Source organism: Planococcus rifietoensis (genome assembly GCF_001465795.2).
In the GTDB taxonomy this organism is placed as follows: domain Bacteria; phylum Bacillota; class Bacilli; order Bacillales_A; family Planococcaceae; genus Planococcus; species Planococcus rifietoensis.
Genome location: NZ_CP013659.2, coordinates 3,400,323 through 3,416,421, shown reverse-complemented (window position 1 = coordinate 3,416,421; position 16,099 = coordinate 3,400,323). Strand labels below are relative to the sequence as shown.

The 16,099-nt window shown below is 50.4% G+C and carries 19 protein-coding genes and 1 riboswitch; of the genes, 2 read left to right on the top strand and 17 right to left on the bottom strand.

Annotated features, from left to right (window positions below; genetic code table 11):
- Positions 1–24: 24 nt before the first annotated feature.
- From fliN to flgB, 14 genes are read right to left on the bottom strand one after another with little or no spacing between them, the layout of a single operon-like run.
- The gene (fliN, locus tag AUC31_RS17045; protein ID WP_058382072.1) at positions 25–1,071 is read right to left on the bottom strand and encodes a flagellar motor switch protein FliN; all 1,047 of its coding nucleotides are present in this window, start codon (positions 1,069–1,071) and stop codon (positions 25–27) included.
- Complete coding sequence (fliM, locus tag AUC31_RS17040; protein ID WP_058382073.1) at positions 1,061–2,005, bottom strand: flagellar motor switch protein FliM; 945 nt, start codon at positions 2,003–2,005, stop codon at positions 1,061–1,063. The genes fliN and fliM overlap by 11 nt, the downstream gene beginning before the upstream one ends.
- Before the next feature lie 11 nt (positions 2,006–2,016).
- Positions 2,017–2,232 carry a flagellar FlbD family protein gene (locus AUC31_RS17035; protein WP_058382074.1) on the bottom strand — a complete coding sequence of 72 codons (216 nt, stop codon included), beginning with the start codon at positions 2,230–2,232 and terminating at the stop codon, positions 2,017–2,019.
- A gap of 28 nt (positions 2,233–2,260) precedes the next feature.
- Entirely contained in the window at positions 2,261–3,043 is a 783-nt protein-coding gene (locus AUC31_RS17030; protein WP_058382075.1) for a flagellar hook-basal body complex protein, read from the bottom strand.
- 31 nt (positions 3,044–3,074) lie between these two features.
- Positions 3,075–3,533, bottom strand: coding sequence for a flagellar hook capping FlgD N-terminal domain-containing protein (locus tag AUC31_RS17025; RefSeq protein ID WP_058382076.1), 459 nt, complete (start codon positions 3,531–3,533; stop codon positions 3,075–3,077).
- A gap of 17 nt (positions 3,534–3,550) precedes the next feature.
- On the bottom strand, positions 3,551–4,843 hold the full coding sequence (locus tag AUC31_RS17020) for a flagellar hook-length control protein FliK (protein ID WP_058382077.1): 1,293 nt from the start codon (positions 4,841–4,843) through the stop codon (positions 3,551–3,553).
- Positions 4,840–5,301 carry a flagellar export protein FliJ gene (gene fliJ / locus AUC31_RS17015; protein ID WP_058382078.1) on the bottom strand — a complete coding sequence of 154 codons (462 nt, stop codon included), beginning with the start codon at positions 5,299–5,301 and terminating at the stop codon, positions 4,840–4,842. Before fliJ ends, AUC31_RS17020 begins: the two co-directional genes overlap by 4 nt.
- Complete coding sequence (gene fliI / locus AUC31_RS17010; RefSeq protein ID WP_058383726.1) at positions 5,298–6,620, bottom strand: flagellar protein export ATPase FliI; 1,323 nt, start codon at positions 6,618–6,620, stop codon at positions 5,298–5,300. Before fliI ends, fliJ begins: the two co-directional genes overlap by 4 nt.
- Positions 6,604–7,392: a FliH/SctL family protein gene (locus AUC31_RS17005; RefSeq protein ID WP_058382079.1), complete on the bottom strand. Its 789-nt coding sequence runs from the start codon at positions 7,390–7,392 to the stop codon at positions 6,604–6,606. The genes fliI and AUC31_RS17005 overlap by 17 nt, the downstream gene beginning before the upstream one ends.
- Positions 7,385–8,401: a flagellar motor switch protein FliG gene (gene fliG, locus AUC31_RS17000; protein ID WP_058382080.1), complete on the bottom strand. Its 1,017-nt coding sequence runs from the start codon at positions 8,399–8,401 to the stop codon at positions 7,385–7,387. Before fliG ends, AUC31_RS17005 begins: the two co-directional genes overlap by 8 nt.
- Before the next feature lie 11 nt (positions 8,402–8,412).
- Complete coding sequence (gene fliF / locus AUC31_RS16995) at positions 8,413–10,059, bottom strand: flagellar basal-body MS-ring/collar protein FliF (protein ID WP_058382081.1); 1,647 nt, start codon at positions 10,057–10,059, stop codon at positions 8,413–8,415.
- Between the two features lie 22 nt (positions 10,060–10,081).
- Positions 10,082–10,378 (bottom strand): flagellar hook-basal body complex protein FliE, encoded by a 297-nt coding sequence (fliE, locus tag AUC31_RS16990; RefSeq protein WP_058382082.1) that lies wholly within the window; start codon positions 10,376–10,378, stop codon positions 10,082–10,084.
- A gap of 25 nt (positions 10,379–10,403) precedes the next feature.
- Complete coding sequence (gene flgC / locus AUC31_RS16985; RefSeq protein ID WP_058382083.1) at positions 10,404–10,856, bottom strand: flagellar basal body rod protein FlgC; 453 nt, start codon at positions 10,854–10,856, stop codon at positions 10,404–10,406.
- A gap of 5 nt (positions 10,857–10,861) precedes the next feature.
- Positions 10,862–11,254 (bottom strand): flagellar basal body rod protein FlgB, encoded by a 393-nt coding sequence (flgB, locus tag AUC31_RS16980; protein ID WP_058382084.1) that lies wholly within the window; start codon positions 11,252–11,254, stop codon positions 10,862–10,864.
- 82 nt (positions 11,255–11,336) lie between these two features.
- Positions 11,337–11,423: riboswitch (cyclic di-GMP riboswitch) on the bottom strand.
- 215 nt (positions 11,424–11,638) lie between these two features.
- On the opposite strand from flgB, the gene AUC31_RS16975 reads away from it, so the two are divergent.
- Both AUC31_RS16975 and AUC31_RS16970 read left to right on the top strand, forming a co-directional pair.
- Positions 11,639–12,442 carry a flagellar hook-basal body protein gene (locus AUC31_RS16975; RefSeq protein ID WP_058382085.1) on the top strand — a complete coding sequence of 268 codons (804 nt, stop codon included), beginning with the start codon at positions 11,639–11,641 and terminating at the stop codon, positions 12,440–12,442.
- A 15-nt stretch (positions 12,443–12,457) separates the two neighbouring features.
- A complete protein-coding gene (locus AUC31_RS16970) occupies positions 12,458–13,270 on the top strand; it encodes a flagellar hook-basal body protein (RefSeq protein ID WP_058382086.1) in 813 nt (270 codons plus the stop codon).
- A 206-nt stretch (positions 13,271–13,476) separates the two neighbouring features.
- Here the strand turns inward: AUC31_RS16970 and flgL are convergent, their stop codons facing one another.
- Genes flgL through AUC31_RS16955 form a run of 3 tightly spaced genes read right to left on the bottom strand, consistent with a single transcriptional unit; the run spans position 13,477 to position 16,077 of the window.
- Complete coding sequence (gene flgL, locus AUC31_RS16965; protein ID WP_058382087.1) at positions 13,477–14,358, bottom strand: flagellar hook-associated protein FlgL; 882 nt, start codon at positions 14,356–14,358, stop codon at positions 13,477–13,479.
- Between the two features lie 24 nt (positions 14,359–14,382).
- Complete coding sequence (gene flgK, locus AUC31_RS16960; RefSeq protein ID WP_058382088.1) at positions 14,383–15,573, bottom strand: flagellar hook-associated protein FlgK; 1,191 nt, start codon at positions 15,571–15,573, stop codon at positions 14,383–14,385.
- Between the two features lie 27 nt (positions 15,574–15,600).
- A complete protein-coding gene (locus AUC31_RS16955; protein WP_237150776.1) occupies positions 15,601–16,077 on the bottom strand; it encodes a flagellar protein FlgN in 477 nt (158 codons plus the stop codon).
- Positions 16,078–16,099 lie beyond the last annotated feature (22 nt).

Genomic DNA, 16,099 nt, shown 5'->3' with positions numbered 1-16,099 from the left:
CTTGCCGTACTCCTTCGCCTTGCATCAACGCAATTTGGAAATGCGCTCTGCCGTACTTAAAATATCGGTGACCCGCACGCCGAAGTTTTCGTCGATGACGACCACTTCGCCGACAGCGATCAGTTTGTTGTTGATAAGGATGTCCACCGGCTCTCCTGCCAGTTTGTCGAGTTCGACAATCGACCCTTGCGACATCTCGAGGATTTCCTTGACCATCCGCTTCGTCCGGCCAAGTTCCACCGTCACTTGCAGCGGAATGTCCAAGAGCATGTCGAGGTTGTTCGGCGCCGATTGTTCAGCGGCGATCTCATCAAAGCTCGAGAATTGGACGGACTGGACGTTCGGTCCATTAGCATCCGCCGGCTGTGAAGTTTTTTCTGGTTGTTGCTGTTCATTTGATGACATATCCTGTGTCTCCTTCGTTTCTTCCGCTTGCTCGCAGCCTGCCAGCTCTTCGGCCAACTCTCGGCACGGCCCGGCTGGCAAATACATGCGGAACGCTACATTTTGGCGGTCGCCGACAGTCAGCGTAAACAGCGCTTCAGCAAACCATTGCTCTTTCGTGAAATGAGTGAACGGAAACTTCTGACCTGCCTCCAGAATGTCCATACCCGATAAGGAATAGCCGATCTCTTGGCCGCTCACCATCGACAAAGCTGTCGCTGATGATCCGAACAGGCGCATGAGCATATCCTGGACTGCCGCAAACAGCTTATCGCTGTCTGTTTCATCTGACAGCTCCGAAGCCACCGCATCCGCCTCTGCTTGATCGAGCGTGACGATTTGCGGCATTTTCAACAAGCCGCTATATTCACCGAGCGCAACGTAGACTGGCGTCTCGGTTTCAGCAAACAGCTCATCCTTGCTCTTTACGCTCCAAACCGGCCCTTTGATGGCTGCCGTTTCCGGAAACAGCGGGTCGCGAAGGGCAGCGGTGCCGCCGAATGCTGTGCAGAATAACTCTTTCAATACACTGAGTTCGTGGCCCCCCAAAGTTTCCTCTGGGACCGTATTGTCTGTTTTATTCAGCAGCCCTTTCATCTCTTCAGGCGATAGGCGCTCATCCTTCATCGCAAACTTCCCCTTCCACACACAAGCCTGTAATTTGTACCGCCAAGCGGCCTTTTGAAATTCCCGGCTGTGCAAGGAATTTCTGCTTCTGGTCGATATACAGCTTTACCGGCGCATCAATTGATTCATCTAAGCGAAGAATATCGCCTTTCTTCAGGTCCAGAAAATCCTTGATATCGATTGCCACTTCGCCCAGCACTGCCGCTACGTCCATCTTCGTTGCGTGGAGACGCCTTTCGAGCACTTCCACTTCCTCATGCTCGACTGCTTTTTTCTGGCTTGCCAGCCAATGGCGTGCAGATAATTTCGGCAAGACCTGTTCTAGCACCAAATGCGGCAGGCATAACTGAATCTCGCCTTCCGTTTCGCCAATCTTCGCCTGTAATTTAACGATGATGACCGTTTCATTCGGCGAAGCCATCGGCAAGAATTGCGGGTTCACTTCCACTTCCTTTAATTCGGGTGTTAGCTCAATGACCGATGTCCAAGCTTCCTGAAAGCAACCCAGAGACTGGGCAAAGATCCGGTTGATGACACTGATTTCGATTTCGGTCAAATCACTCGGCTTTTGCCCCACATTTCCTTGACCGCCAAGCAAGCGGTCAAACATGACATATGCCACTTCCGGCGAAAACTTCATCACCATGCTGCCGTTAAGCGGAGGCGCTTCAAATACGCCGAGAATCGACTTTTTCTCAATATTCTCGAGGAAATCTGTATAAGCCACTTGCTCCACTTTTTCAGCGGTAATTTGCACATAGGTACGCAGTTGTGTCGAAAAATAGGAAGTCAACAGACGCGCAAAATTCTCATGGATGCGGGATAGTGTCCGAATCTGGTCTTGTGAAAATCGCAAGGCCTTCTTGAAATCATAGGTATGAATTTTCTTGCTGTTCAAGGCTTCTCTATTGATGCCTGAAAAATTTGTTTCCATACTGACTCTCCTTACTCTTCCATGGGTGCATCGTGCAATTTCGGCAGAATGTTGATGTCACGGTAATAAGCCGAGACTGAGTCAATCACTGTCTGTACTGGCTCCAACACATGCACTTTTCTTCCGGTAGTAAGCGTAACAACCGTGTCCGGCATGGCTTCAATACGCTCAATATAAACCGCATTCAAGACAATTTCAGAACGGTTCAGCCTTGTTAAGCGAATCATTGCGCATCACTCCGTTCGGCTGGTTTTATCATCGTTTCAAGTTCACGACTTCCTGAAGCAGTTCATCTGAAGTCGTGATGGTCCGTGAATTCGCTTGGAAACCACGCTGCGCAATAATCATTTCCGTAAACTCTTCCGTAAGGTCAACGTTGGACATTTCGAGCATTCCAGAACCAATTTCTGTGCCCGCTTGTGCAGCATTTTCTATTACCAGGCCACCAGGGCTTGCGATATTGGTCATTTCATACAAAGAACCGCCAAACTTGCGCAGGCCAGCTGGATTTTCAGGAGTGGCGATGCCGATATTCGCTGCGACTTCCTCTGTGCCATCCGCTTGCTTTCCAATGACTTCACCTAGACGGTTGATTGTGTAAGAATCGTAGCCGCTGATATTGATTGGCTGTCCATCATCGCCCAATACGTTATAGCCTTGAGCCGTGACCAAGTTGCCATCAGCCGTAACCGTGAAATTACCCGCGCGCGTTAAATATTGCCCTTCAGCGCCAGGTGCTTCCGGATCTTGCACGACAAAGAATCCGTCGCCCATAATCGTTAAGTCGGTTCCGACGCCTGTCGACATGGCTGACCCGGCGTTGTGATTGACGTTCAAAGAAGCGCTAGTTGAACCAAGGCCAACTTGCATCGGATTAGCCCCGCTATTGGACATATTTTGGCTCAATAGATCTTGGAACGTGATGGTGCTTTTCTTGAATCCGACCGTATTGACGTTGGAAATATTATTACCGATAACATCCAATTTCACCTGGAAGTTTTTCATGCCGGAAATCCCGGAGTACATGGAACGCAACATTTTTCATTTCCCCTTTCAGCTGGCTGCAAGTTTAAGCTTGCTCGGCCGCCTGTTCATTTTTGATTTCGCCTTGCTGTTCAATCCGTTCAATAGCCGACAATGGAATCTTCGTTTCTTCGCCGACCAGCTCGACCATGATCTCACCGTTCTTCATCGTGACCGCTTTGACAATGCCGGTGCCAGCTTGTTCATTCGCCGACCAGCTGACTTCGGTCCCGAGCAAATGGGCAGAACCTGCAAGCGATGCGCTTCCGCCTTCTCCAGCGTAGCCTGTCATCGTCTTATTCAATTGCGTCAACTGCTCGAGGCTGCTGAACTGTGCCATCTGCCCAATGAATTCTGCATCTTTTTGCGGTTCCATCGGATCCTGGTATTTCAGCTGGGCGATCAGGATTTTCAGGAAAGCGTCTTGCCCGAGTGCATCCGGCTTTGTTTTTTCTGCAGCTGCCGCCGGCTGGTTCGCCGCCGTCGTTGCTGTGGTGATATTCATCCAATCAGTCCCCTTTGTTAAACGGTATAATTCACTTGGCCATTGGCTGAAACAGCTTCACGCTGGCGCCTCTGCGGTATATCAGCATCATCCGAAACGGATTCACCGCTGCTTCCGCCGCGCCGGCCAGCGCTATTTCCAGACGCATCCGCGAAAGGCGATTCCCGCTGCCGTTCGTGCTGTTGGAATTCAGATGAATTGCGCTCTTCCCGCACTTCCAAGCGATCGATCTCCACACCTTGCTGAGACAGTGACATGCGCAATTGATTTAATTGGAACTCCACGGCTTCTTTCGCTGCGCCGTGGCTCGCGATGATTTGTGCGCTGACTTTGCCGCCTGCCGTGCTTACCAAAATCTCCAGATGGCCGAGATGTTCAGGAAAAATATTGATACGCAAGCGCGCTTCATTTCCACCAGTGCTCAAGCGGGCCGGTGAGCTGATCCATTCCGCGAGCGTTTCCGACAGCTTCTGCACCGGCACTTGCCGAACCGGAACATCCACTGGCTTTTGATCAGCAAGAGCAGCCGGAAGTACAACAGCCTGCACTTGCCCTTCTGTTTTCACAGGAGCTGCAGCTTGAACTGCTTCCGCTTTTGGAATCGTTTCGCCCTCTGCAGGCACCGCTTTCGCAGCTTGCGTGTCAGGCGCTTGCTGTTCAACCGCATTGTTAGCTTGAGTGCTGTCCTTCGACAGCGCGCGCAGCCAGGCGGCAGGCGTCTGTGCAAATGGCAGGCGCGCTTCCGTTTTAATCGGCGTGAGCTCTTTCAATAACAGCAGCTTTTCTGAAGGAAGCGTTTCTTCTTTCAGCTGCGCAGCCAACTCGATGAGCGGGCGCAGCGCTTCTTCCGGCGCCGCTTCAGCTGAGGCAATTTCTTTTTCCGCGACCCCCGAAAATTCCGCGGGCTGTACGAATTCTTTAGCAGTCAGCAATAAGGATTTTATTTGTTTTACCAGCGCAGCCAATTCACCCTGCACCTCTTCGTCGGAACTAAAGGCTTCGATAGCTTGCTGAAGCTGCTCACCGTTGACATCTGCAAGCAATTGGAACACTGCGTATTGCAAAGCTTGCTGCTCTTCGGTCAATTGTTCTTTAGGCATGTCCGATAATTGCTCGAGGAGCGCTGCGAGTTCTTTCATCGGCAACTCTTCTAGTGCGGTTTCAGGCTCCGCTATCGCCTGCGCCGGTTCTTTCGATAACGCCATGAGCAATTGCCCAAACTGTCCTGCGGGCTCATTGCTTGCCGGCGTTTTCACTGCAGCTGCGGATGCAGCGGGCCGGCTGGTTAACGCAGACACCAGCGCGTTCACTGTGCGTCACCGGTTCTGCCAAGGCGGTAATAACGGCTGCCGGCCAGGTCATCGAAAAAGTTCTGCTCGGCCGCTTGATGTTCTTTTTGGTGGGCGGCATAGTTTTGCTCTTTTAAATTGCCCCAGGTTTTTTCTTCACGCGCTTTTTCTTTTAAGGCATCCTGGCTTCTCGAGACAATGCGTTCGTGCGTCGCAACTTCGCGGTTCGCCATGGACGATTGCTCATAGAGCTGGTGGATGTATTCTTCTAGCATGCGCAGCTCAGAGATCGGAAGGCCTTTTTGCTCTTTTGCTTTTTTCATTTCTTCCACCTGGGCGATCTTGCTATGCAATGCTTCACTTTGTTCACGGACTGCCTGCTCTTTTTTCAGTGCTTCGGCCATCTCTACTTGTGCCAGCTGTGTTTCATTTTCTTTCAGTTCGAGAATTTTCTGGAATCGGAAATTGAATCGTGTCACGTATCAGCACCTCCAAATTGTCGTGCGAGCCGTTCGACGCTTTCCGTCAATTCGGCCTTCTCGTAAATATCTTGCTGTAAATATTCGCGAATCAATGGATACGCCCGGATCGCTTCATCGATTTCTTTATTGGCGCCGCTTTTATAGGCCCCGATATTGATCAAGTCTTCCGCGGAATCGTGAGCTGCGAGCAATCGCTTCAATTCGGTCGCGGCTCTTTGATGGTCGCGCGTCGTCACTTCATTCATGATGCGGCTCACGCTGGCCATGATATTGATCGCGGGGAATTGCCCTTTTTGCGCCAATTTACGGTCCAGGACGATGTGGCCGTCCAAGATTCCGCGCACCGCATCGGCAATCGGCTCGTTCATGTCATCGCCATCGACCAAGACGGTGTAGAATGCCGTAATCGATCCTTTCGAGGAAGTGCCGGAGCGCTCCAATAAACGCGGCAATAATGCGAAGACACTCGGCGTATAGCCTTTGCTGGTCGGCGGTTCACCGACAGCAAGACCCACTTCGCGCTGCGCCATGGCAAAACGGGTAACGGAATCCATCATCAACATGACGTTTTTCCCCTGATCGCGGAAATACTCCGCGATCGCCGTGGCCGTCAAGGCGCCTTTGATGCGCTGCATCGGCGTCTGGTCGGAGGTTGCAGCGACCACGACCGAGTTTTTCAATCCTTCTGGCCCGAGATCGCGTTCAATGAAATCACGCACTTCCCGGCCGCGCTCGCCGATCAGCGCGATGACGTTGACATCGGCTTCGGTGTTGCGGGCGATCATGCCCATAAGCGTGCTTTTTCCGACGCCGCTTCCGGCAAATACGCCGATGCGCTGACCTTGCCCGACCGTCAGCAAGCCGTCGATCGCGCGCACGCCGACTTCCAAAGGCTTGTCGATGCGCGGCCGCTTCAGCGGGTTCGGCGGCGTATTGGTCGTGGAATATTTCTTTAAGCCTTTCGGCAATTTATTGTCATCCAAAGGCTTTCCGGTGCCATCTAGGATTTTCCCAAGAATGGCCGGGCCGACACGGATCTGCAACGGCACGCCTGTTGCCACGACGAGGCAGCCTGGACCGACTTGCGCCAAATCGCGCAATGGCATGAGCATAATTTTGTTTTCCTTGAAGCCGACGACTTCAGCCTCAATCGGCGGGTCAAAACGGCTTGGATAAAGTAAGCACAACTCGCCGAGCTTGGCGTTTGGGCCTTGTGCTTCAATGGTCAAGCCAATCACTTGGACGACTTTTCCGTGTTTTCTCACCGGCTCGATTTCTTCCAGCAGCGTCAAATATTCGCTATCTATCAGCTTCATCATTGGATTTCTCCTCACAATAAACGAGCAATTGCTTTTTGATTTCATTCAGCTGGCTATCCAGTGTCGCGTCAAACGAGCCGCTTTTCGTGTGGATGGTGCACCCAGAAGGCGCTTGCCCTGCGACTGGCATCAGTTTGAGTTCTGCGCCTGCCCGGATATAGCTTTTCAGCTCGTCTTCAAACGGCAGCATCGCCGGATAGTCTTCGAGTGCCACATGGATGGCGACTTCTTCCGTATCGTCCGCTTGCCGAAGCGCGTGGCGGATGATCGACAAGAGTTGCACATCGTCTTGCATCAATTCATTGCGGATGATTTTCCGCGCGATTTCGGTGCTGAGCGATAGCAAGAACGGTTCCGATTCCCGGATGATGCGGCGCTGTTCTTCGTAAGCCGCAGCGATCAAGCTTTCCATCAGCTCGCGCTTTTGGAGAAAATCCACTTCGGCTTGAGCGAGCCCTTGGGTGAAGCCTTCTTGAAATCCAGCTTCCGCGGCAGCTTGCGCCTGTTGCTCCGCTTGTTCTAGCGCTTGCTGCTGTTGAGTTTCACGCCATTCGGCCATTTCTGCGTGTGCTTGTTGCTGTTCTTCAGCCAATTGTTTTCTCAGCGTGTCCAATTGCTGCTCCAGGCCGCTGACTTCTTCTTTTAAATGTACACCGTACTGTTCGACGTCTGAATCCGCTTGAGCTTCGAACGGCCGGCGGGTTTCCACTTTGCGTAATCCGATGATTTTTGTGCCGCTTTGTTCGGTGCTGCGGATGATATTAGACAATCAGTTCATCTCCCTCTTCCCGGGAAACGGTGATTTCGCCTTCTTCTTCAAGCTTGCGGATCAGCGCTACGATTTCAGTCTGCGCATTTTCCACATCCTTCAGTTTCACAGGCCCCATCACTTCTATCTCTTCTCTAATCAGTTCTGAGCGTCTTGAAGACATGTTTCTAAATATGCTTTCCTTAACTTCATCACTTGCTGCCTTCAATGCCAGGCTTAATTCCACATCGCTCACTTCGCGAATAACCCGCTGGATTGAACGCACGTCCAATTTAACCAGGTCTTCGAAGACAAACATAAGTTTTTTGATTTCCGCGACAAGCTCTGGGCTGCCGCTTTCAAGTTCAGACAAAATGGCTTTTTCTGTACTCCGGTCGACTTGGTTGAGGACGCGGACAATCGCTTCCACCCCACCGGTCACTGCGTAATCCTGGACACCGTTCACAGAAGATAGTTTCCGCTCCAAAATTTGTTCCACTTGCTGGATAACATCGGGTGACGTACTTTCCATTAACGCAATTCGTTTTGCTACTTCCGCCCGCTGCTCAATCGGCAACTGCGAGAGGATTTGCGAAGATTGCTTTGGATCAAGATAAGACAACACCAATGCAATCGTCTGTGCCTGTTCGTTCTGCAACACGGTCACAAGCCGGGCCGGATCCAAGCGCCTCGCGAAATTGAATGGCTTGACTTGAAGCCGATTTGACAGGCGGCCGATCGTGTCGATGGCCTTTTCTTTGCCGAGCGCTTTTTCGAGAACTTCCCGCGCGTAGCTGAGCCCGCCTTCGTTCATATAATCCTGCGCCAGGACCATTTCATAAAATTCGTTGATCACTTTTTCTGTCTGGCTGTTCTTCAATTGGCGCACATTGGAGATTTCCATCGTCAATTGGTCGATTTCCCTTTCAGATAAGCGCTTGAATACTTCGACGGAAACGTCAGGACCCATACCTACAAGCAATACGGCGACTTTTTGGATTCCCGTCAATTCTTTAATGCGTTCTACCATTCAATTCTCCCCTAATCATCCGCCATCCATGAGCGCAGTAGATTTGTGAAATCATCAGGACGCCCTTTAGCAAGCTTCTCGATGGTTTTGCGCTTTGGATTGGTCCGATTATTAAATTCAGACAAATCGACTCCACCGTCTTGTTCGGTGGCGTTTGCTGCTGGCTGCATTTTCGCAGCCGCCCGCTCGAAATAATCCATCTCAAGTTCTGCTGCCAATTCTTCCTGCTGCTTTTTGCGTCTCTTGGCTACAAGGAGAATGATTCCCGTCAACAAGATCACAGCCACTCCGGCAAGTACGTACCAAAGAAGTGGAACGCCTGTCCAGAATGTCGTGACCGGCTCTTCTTCGGCCAGTTCCGGACGCCCTTGGAATTCTGTCGCAAAAATTGAAATGCGGTCATCGAGTTCTGCCGGCGTCGGCTGGAACTCGTTCATGCTGAGCGATGCGCTGACCGTATTCCCGAGTAAATTACGGATATCGGTCATGTTCTGCTCGGTCAAACTTGCCGGATTGTCCGGCACCGGCGGCTCGACGCCGACATTGATCGTAATATCGTCGATGACATAAGGGCTCATCTCGATCTGCCGGCTAATGCGGTTGACTTCGCGATTGATGCGTTCTTCGGTCCGTTCGGATTCACTCGTTCCGGTGCCGTCTGCTGCGGGGTAATTGGCAATATCCGTTTCCCCGGTTCCGGCATCATCTGCCAGCGCCGCCCCTTCACTTGCATAAGTTTCGACGATCCGCTCGACGCTGATGTCGATGCCTTCGCCCGTTTCGAGATCAACCGGCTCCACCAATTGCTCTTCGCGTTTTTCTTTCGTGAAATCGATGTTTGCCATAACGGAAACAACGACTTTGTCCTGCCCGAGCAATAGCCCGAGCATCTGCTGCAATTCACGTTGAATATCTTGTTCGATGCCTTGCTGGATTTCTCGGTTTTGCTGATAGACCGTCAAATTGGTGTCCGGAGCGCCTGTATCTTGCAATTCAAATACTTGTCCGTTCTGATCCATAATGACGATTTGTTCCATCGGTAAATTCGGCACCGACTTGCTGACCAAATGGTATAAACCGTTGATTTGTTTTTGGTCCAAATTCAAAGTGCCGTCGCCTTGGATGACGATCGATGCGGTCGACACTTGTTCTTCATCGGTCAGCCAGACATTTTCTTTCGGCAAGGTAATCATGACGTTGGCATCAGTCACGCCAGCGATTTGTTTCACCAAATACGCAAGTTCGTTTTGCATCGCGTCACGTTCCACGACATCAAAATGGCGGTCGGTCATCCCAAGCCCCATGTTTTCACTGAATATGCCGTACGTGACATTGCCGTTTTTCGGCAAGCCCTCTGCCGCTAGGCTCACTTTCAAGCTGGCGACTTGCTCGTCCGGGACGGAGATGGTCGAGCCGTCCGTCGACACTTCGACTGGAATTCCTTGGGTTTCGATCGCTGCCTTGATTTCGCCTGCTTCCGCAGGATCCAAATTGGAGTACAAAGGCGACATATTCGTTTGGCTATTGAAGAAAACAAAAAGCCCTAGGGCAAGTAATGTGATGAAAAAGGACGCGGCCATCAGCCATTTGGTCGCTTTCGATAAACTGCCCCAGGAGTCTTTTGTTTTGGTTTTATAGGTTTCGAACTTCTCTTTCATTGAACGCACACCTTAATTTCTTTCATACTTGCATTCTCATCACTTCTTGGTACGCTTCCACCACTTTATTGCGCACTTGCATTGTCATTTGAAGCGATAGGCTCGCTTTTTGCGAAGCGATCATCACTTCATGGACGTCTTTCACTTCGCCCGTCAACAATTGATCCGTCTTTTTATCGGATACATTTTGCGCCGCGCTGACTTCTTTCAATGCATTCTTGAAGACATCGCCGAACCCTGTCGCTTGCGGCTCCGGCTGCATTTTTTCCAGGAATTGATTTTGCAGAAACGGTGTTTGCAACTGTGCAATTTTCTCCATGCTGCCCCTCCTAAACTAAACTTCGTTATTTTCCGATTTCCAATGCTTTCATAAACATGCTTTTCGAGGCATTCATCGCAGTGACATTCGCTTCATAGGAACGCGTCGCCGACATCAAATCGACCATTTCCTTGATCGGGTCCACATTCGACGTGCGCACATATCCTTCAGCATCTGCGTCCGGATGTTCCGGATCGTAAGTGACCGGAAACGGTGTAGCGTCTTCACGGATGGCACTTGCTTTTACGCCTGCCCCGGCTCCTTTATTTTCCATGGCGGCCGTTAATTGCTTAGCGAATGGCGAAGCGCCGGCGGTCGATAATTCCACAGTCTTGCGGCGGTAAGGTACCCATTCCCCGTTGACCAACTCTGCACGGTTCGTATTGGCGTTGGCGATATTCGAAGACACAACATCCATTCGCAAACGGTTGGCGGTTAGACCAGATGCGCTAATATTCAGACCATTAAATAAAGACATAAGCGTTATCTCCCTCCATTGATGACTGAACTCAAGCTGGAAAACTTGCCGTTGACGCGCTCTGTCACGGCGTTATACCATAACTGGTTTTTCGCCAGTTCTGCCATTTCAACATCCATATCGACATTATTGCCGTTCGGTGTCATTTTCGTGTTGTGGTTGACCGTTACTGGCGTTGCCCCCGCCCCACTTTGGAATTCCAGGTGGCGTGCATCGGTGCGGTAGCTCTTCATCTGCGAGGCGCTTGCCTGTTCCATCGCCTGTTGAAAATTCACTTGCTTACTTTTGTAATTTGCTGTATCGACATTGGCGATATTGCCTGCATGAACACGCTGTTTCAATGTCGAAGTCGACAATGCCTGCTCCATTTTTTGAATGCTTGATGGAAAGATGTTCATCTTTTTTCTCCCCTCGTCCCCAAATTTGCCCAAATAAAAAACCCACTTTGAAAAAGGCGGATTTGAGTCAAATCTACCATCTTTCGGTAACCCGGCGATCCTGTGTCTTAGACAGTTAGACCCGTGGCTTTGCGTCCTTAACTTTCGTATAAGTTTGCTATTTTCGTCATGATATGGGTATATTTTTCTTTAAACTCGTCTTTTAGAATCATTTTGAGTCGTTACTACCTCGGTATAGTATCATGCTTTTTTTATTTTGGCTATTTTATTTTATAAAAAAATTCTACTATTTTTTCCATTTAATCTACGGTTTTCTGTTAAAATGAAGACACCACAAAGAATACATAGTCCAAAAGACTATTAAGAGGAAGGTGACTAGGTAATATGTTTCGAGGATTATACACAGCTACCTCAGGAATGATGTCTCAAAATAGGAATCAACAAATATTGACAAATAATCTATCAAATTCCAATACCCCGGGATTCAAGACAGATGAAGCGGCTATTCGCTCGTTTCCACAGCAATTGATCAAAGCGCAAAATGCCAATCAGCCTGCGCCGATTGGCCGACTTTCCACTGGCGTTTACGTTCAAGAAGCGATTCCTTCATTCCTGCAAGGGCCGATACGCGAAACGGGGAATGCGACCGATTTCGCCTTAGTCAACGATAATTTGCCGCTAGATGCCGAAACCGGGGAACGCGGCACGTTATTGTTTGCGGTTGAAACAGAACAAGGCGACATCCGCTATACGCGTAACGGGCAATTCACGGTCGATGCGGAAGGATTCCTTGCGACCAGCTTCGGCCAGCGGGTGCTCGGCGACAACCTCCAGCCGATTCAAGTCGGCGATGGCGGATTTTCTGTCCAAACGAACGGCGAACTCACGCGTTCGGATGGCGTAGATGCCGGAAGTATCTGGATTGGCGCTGCGGACGAGCCGGAACAATTGATCAAGCAAGGGCACAATTTGCTTGCCTGGGCAGGAGACGATGCGGATGCACCGGCACTTGCTGAAGATGCCGAACGATTCGTCAAGCAAGGTTTTGTCGAACAATCGAATGTCGATTTGACCCGCACGATGACCGACATGATGACCGCTTACCGCGGATTCGAATCCAACCAAAAAGTGATCCAGGCCTATGACCGCAGCATGGAAAAAGCGGTTAATGAAATCGGCCGGGTCTGATAAGGAGCCAATCATATGAACATCCAAATGAATGCGGCAAGCAGCTCAATGCGCGAACTTCAGAAAAAAATTGATATGATCGCCAATAATGTCGCCAACGTCAATACGACAGGCTATAAAAAACAAGAAGCCAATTTTGCGGACGCCTTGCTTCACAGCGTGAATAAGCAAGCCGGTCCTGCCAACGAAATTGGAAGAAGCACACCGGACGGGCTGCGCATCGGCGGTGGGATGTTATTGTCTGATGGCATCACCCGCCATTCGCTTGGGCAGATGCAGGAAACAGGTCGCGAACTGGACTTTGCGATTGATTCGCCGAACAGCTATTTCCGCGTCTCGAACGAAGATGGCATTTCTTACACTAGAAATGGATCATTCCAAACCGAGCCAATTGCGGGCAGCGACCGTTTGGCGCTTGTCACCGCTTCCGGCGATTCGGTCTTGGGTGCTGACGGCACACCGATCACGCTTGCAGCGGGATACGAAGAATTGAGCATCGGATCAAACGGCACCGTGACCGCAACTTATGCCGGCCAAGCAGCTGAAACGTTCCAATTCGGAACTGCTCAAATTAACCGGACCGCCCTTCTGGAAAAAACAGGCGATAACCGCTACCGCTTGCCAGGCACTGAAGCTGAACAAATTGCCGCCGGCGCCTTGGAGCTGGGGGGTTCCCCTATTTCCCAAGCGGTGCTGGAAACTTCAAACGTCGACATGGCGAGTGAAATGACCGAACTGATCGCCACGCAGCGCCTCTTTCAATCACAAGGGCGCGCCATTTCATTCGCAGATGATATGATGGGCTTGGTCAATACAATGAAATCCTAATATCCTCCACTTCATGTTTGATTACTATAATAATAAAAAAACCCGCAATTCCAGGAATTATCTGGAATTGCGGGTTTTTTATGCAAAAGTTTGAGTACTAGCCACTTAATGGATAAACATATTCTCTACCTGATCTTCATCGAATTCTAAGATTATATGGCTCTTCCTATAAAATAAAACAGCCGATGCCTGCATGCATCCGCCGTTTATCGAAGAAAATCCATCAAGTTTGTCTGCATAATCTTGGCAGATGATGACAGACTCGCTTGGTAAATGCTTTCTTCACTTTTTAATTTTATTAGTATTTCAGCATAATCTACATCTTCTATAGAAGATAACGCAGTTCCAAGAGAAAGTTTGGCGTCCAACAGACGGCTTTCGGTCGATTCAATGCGATTTTGGCGTGCCCCGTTTTCAGCAGCTGCTGTGAGGAGACGCTCCATCGCTTCGTCAATGCCATCGAGTCCGACTTCCCCGCCAGCTTGTATGCTGTCAGCAAGTTGGCCGACCACCCGGAACAAATTGCTCGGATCTTCTGCATTGCCGACGAGCGTTTGAGGCAAAATGCCGATTTCAATTTGCATCCCCGGGCCGATTTTCGCCGTTTTCAGTGGCCCGTTCGCTGGTGCTGCTTCAAAAGAAACAGCATCCGCAAACGGCTTTACCGTGCCGTCGCCTCCTCCGAACAAATACCTTCCATCAACTTCCGAATTGGCAAATTGGCGTAATTGCTCATTTAGCACGCCGACTTCCTTGAAAATCAATTCGCGATCTTCCGGAGACAATGTCCCGCTCCCGCCTTGAACACCGAGCTCGCGGATGCGTTGGGTGACATCAACCATAGCTTGGATGGAACGATCGTTTTCATCCAGCCACAAATTGGCATCTCCGATATTTCGTTCGAATTGATCGTTCGCCGACATGACGCTTTTTAAGCTCATCGATTTCGCCACCGCTTGCGGATCGTCAGACGGTTTGTGAAGCAATTTGCCGCTGGATGCCTGCAAATTGGTTTTCTCAAAGCGCCCGAGATTTTGCTGCATATGGTTGACGGAATTTTGATGCATCATTTGTTGGGTTACTCTCATTGGATTGTCCTCCGTTTATCAGCTTTAACGTGCAGCCATTCGGTTTATGATTGTATCAAGCATTTCATCGGTAGTTGACACCAATCGGGCTGCAGCATTGTAGGCATGCTGGAATTTCACCAAATTCGACATTTCCTCATCCAGTGAAACACCCGCAACTGACTGGCGGCGATTTTCTGTCGACACCATCAATTGCTGCTGCGTCGAAACCGCATAGCCAGCACTCTGTGCTTCTGCACCTAAGCCGCTCACTAGTGAACGAAAATCGGCTTGTACTTTTTTCACGTCTTCATCAAGACCTTTTGGCAGTTCGAGCTTGGCATCTTTTGCCAAGCTCAATTCACCTGGTGCCGTATTTTCAAAAACATTGCCGTTCGCTTCAGCGAATTCTGTCACCGCGGCCTTAATGTTTTCTCGGTAGCTCGTGACTGTAGCTGCGGCTTCCGCGAGTCCGCCCAGCTTGCCGCCGGCTGTCTCAGGGTCGAGTGGTTCACCGGCTTTCACCGGCTGATTGTTCGACGCCAATGCAATCGCATAGCTGCCATCTGTTTTTTCTGTGACTTTGATGTCCATCAACTGCGACAGTTCATCGACAGCCGCGTCCCGCTCGTCACGTAAATTGTTTGCCTGCGGGCCTGTACGCATAATGTTTTTGTTCAATTCTTCAATGCGCGAGATTAAGGTCTGGGCTTCTTTCTCTGCAGCCGTTGTACGCTCTTTCAACTCCGCGGTCAAATCCCCCATCGACCGGTCAATTGTTTTCGCTACGTCCGCAAATGCTTGCGCCCGCTCTTTCACGACTGCTTGAACCGCTGAGTTCGACGGGTCGCTTGCCAAGTCTTGCCAAGCGCTCCACAAGCGGCCCATCGATGCATTAAGGCCATTATCTCCCGGCTCTCCGAGAATCGTTTCGACGTTGCCAAGTGCTTCGCTTTTCGTTTGCCACTCCGCAAATTCTGCTGTATGCCCCCGGTATTGCTGGTCAAGAAAGCGGTCACGCACACGCATCACCGAATCGATGGAAACCCCGGTTCCAAGCTGTCCCGATCCTTGATTGGTCCAAACTTCAAGAGAAGCAGAAGAACTCGTATTCACTTGTTGGCGCGAATAGCCCTTCGTATTGGCATTCGCGATATTCTGGCCCGTCGTGGAGAGGCTTGCCTGGCTTGCAGACAAGCCGCGGTTGCCGGTTTCCAAAGTGTGAAAAGTTGACACGTGATCCCCTGCTTTCTTCGCGGGACTTTACGCTTTTGTATCGAAAAAGCCCCGATTGGTTGACTGTGTATGCTTAGTGCTGGATTGAGGCTGGTAATTATACGGCTGCTTCGCAGGTGTCGTGATGTGCCCGATCATGCCTGAAATGAAATCTACGGAGTCCTGTACCAGCTTTTCGTTCTGGCGGTTTTTCGCTTGCAGTTCCACGAGCAATTGCTTTAAGGTCGTTAATTGTTCCTGCAGCGCAAGTTTTGCCGTTTCGTCGGGCAATTGGTCCGTGAACTGGCTGAAGCTGAGCCCTGGATGTTCTTCGAGCACTTCAATCACCAGGCGTTCTCGCTCATCTTCGAGTTGTCCGAGCCTGCGAATGAGCCGTGTCTCTTCTTTGACGAGTTCTGTCAGCTCATCGACTTTATGCTCGATCAACACCGTTTGCTTGCGCTCGGCGTAGCGGATCAACTGATGCTGTATGGTAATCAGCTCATCAAGTGTTGCGGTCATCATTTTCAACACCGGAGTTCCCTCT

What these genes read in the sequence shown, in the direction of transcription:
- AUC31_RS16955 (WP_237150776.1), bottom strand. Translation starts at nt 16,077, where the DNA reads ATGATGACCGCAACACTTGATGAGCTGATTACCATACAGCATCAGTTG.
- AUC31_RS16975 (WP_058382085.1), top strand. Translation starts at nt 11,639, where the DNA reads ATGTTTCGAGGATTATACACAGCTACCTCAGGAATGATGTCTCAAAAT.
- AUC31_RS17025 (WP_058382076.1), bottom strand. Translation starts at nt 3,533, where the DNA reads ATGAATATCACCACAGCAACGACGGCGGCGAACCAGCCGGCGGCAGCT.
- fliI (WP_058383726.1), bottom strand. Translation starts at nt 6,620, where the DNA reads ATGAAGCTGATAGATAGCGAATATTTGACGCTGCTGGAAGAAATCGAG.
- flgB (WP_058382084.1), bottom strand. Translation starts at nt 11,254, where the DNA reads ATGAACATCTTTCCATCAAGCATTCAAAAAATGGAGCAGGCATTGTCG.
- fliF (WP_058382081.1), bottom strand. Translation starts at nt 10,059, where the DNA reads ATGAAAGAGAAGTTCGAAACCTATAAAACCAAAACAAAAGACTCCTGG.
- fliN (WP_058382072.1), bottom strand. Translation starts at nt 1,071, where the DNA reads ATGAAGGATGAGCGCCTATCGCCTGAAGAGATGAAAGGGCTGCTGAAT.
- AUC31_RS17030 (WP_058382075.1), bottom strand. Translation starts at nt 3,043, where the DNA reads ATGTTGCGTTCCATGTACTCCGGGATTTCCGGCATGAAAAACTTCCAG.
- flgL (WP_058382087.1), bottom strand. Translation starts at nt 14,358, where the DNA reads ATGAGAGTAACCCAACAAATGATGCATCAAAATTCCGTCAACCATATG.
- fliE (WP_058382082.1), bottom strand. Translation starts at nt 10,378, where the DNA reads ATGGAGAAAATTGCACAGTTGCAAACACCGTTTCTGCAAAATCAATTC.
- fliG (WP_058382080.1), bottom strand. Translation starts at nt 8,401, where the DNA reads ATGGTAGAACGCATTAAAGAATTGACGGGAATCCAAAAAGTCGCCGTA.
- fliM (WP_058382073.1), bottom strand. Translation starts at nt 2,005, where the DNA reads ATGGAAACAAATTTTTCAGGCATCAATAGAGAAGCCTTGAACAGCAAG.
- AUC31_RS16970 (WP_058382086.1), top strand. Translation starts at nt 12,458, where the DNA reads ATGAACATCCAAATGAATGCGGCAAGCAGCTCAATGCGCGAACTTCAG.
- flgC (WP_058382083.1), bottom strand. Translation starts at nt 10,856, where the DNA reads ATGTCTTTATTTAATGGTCTGAATATTAGCGCATCTGGTCTAACCGCC.
- AUC31_RS17035 (WP_058382074.1), bottom strand. Translation starts at nt 2,232, where the DNA reads ATGATTCGCTTAACAAGGCTGAACCGTTCTGAAATTGTCTTGAATGCG.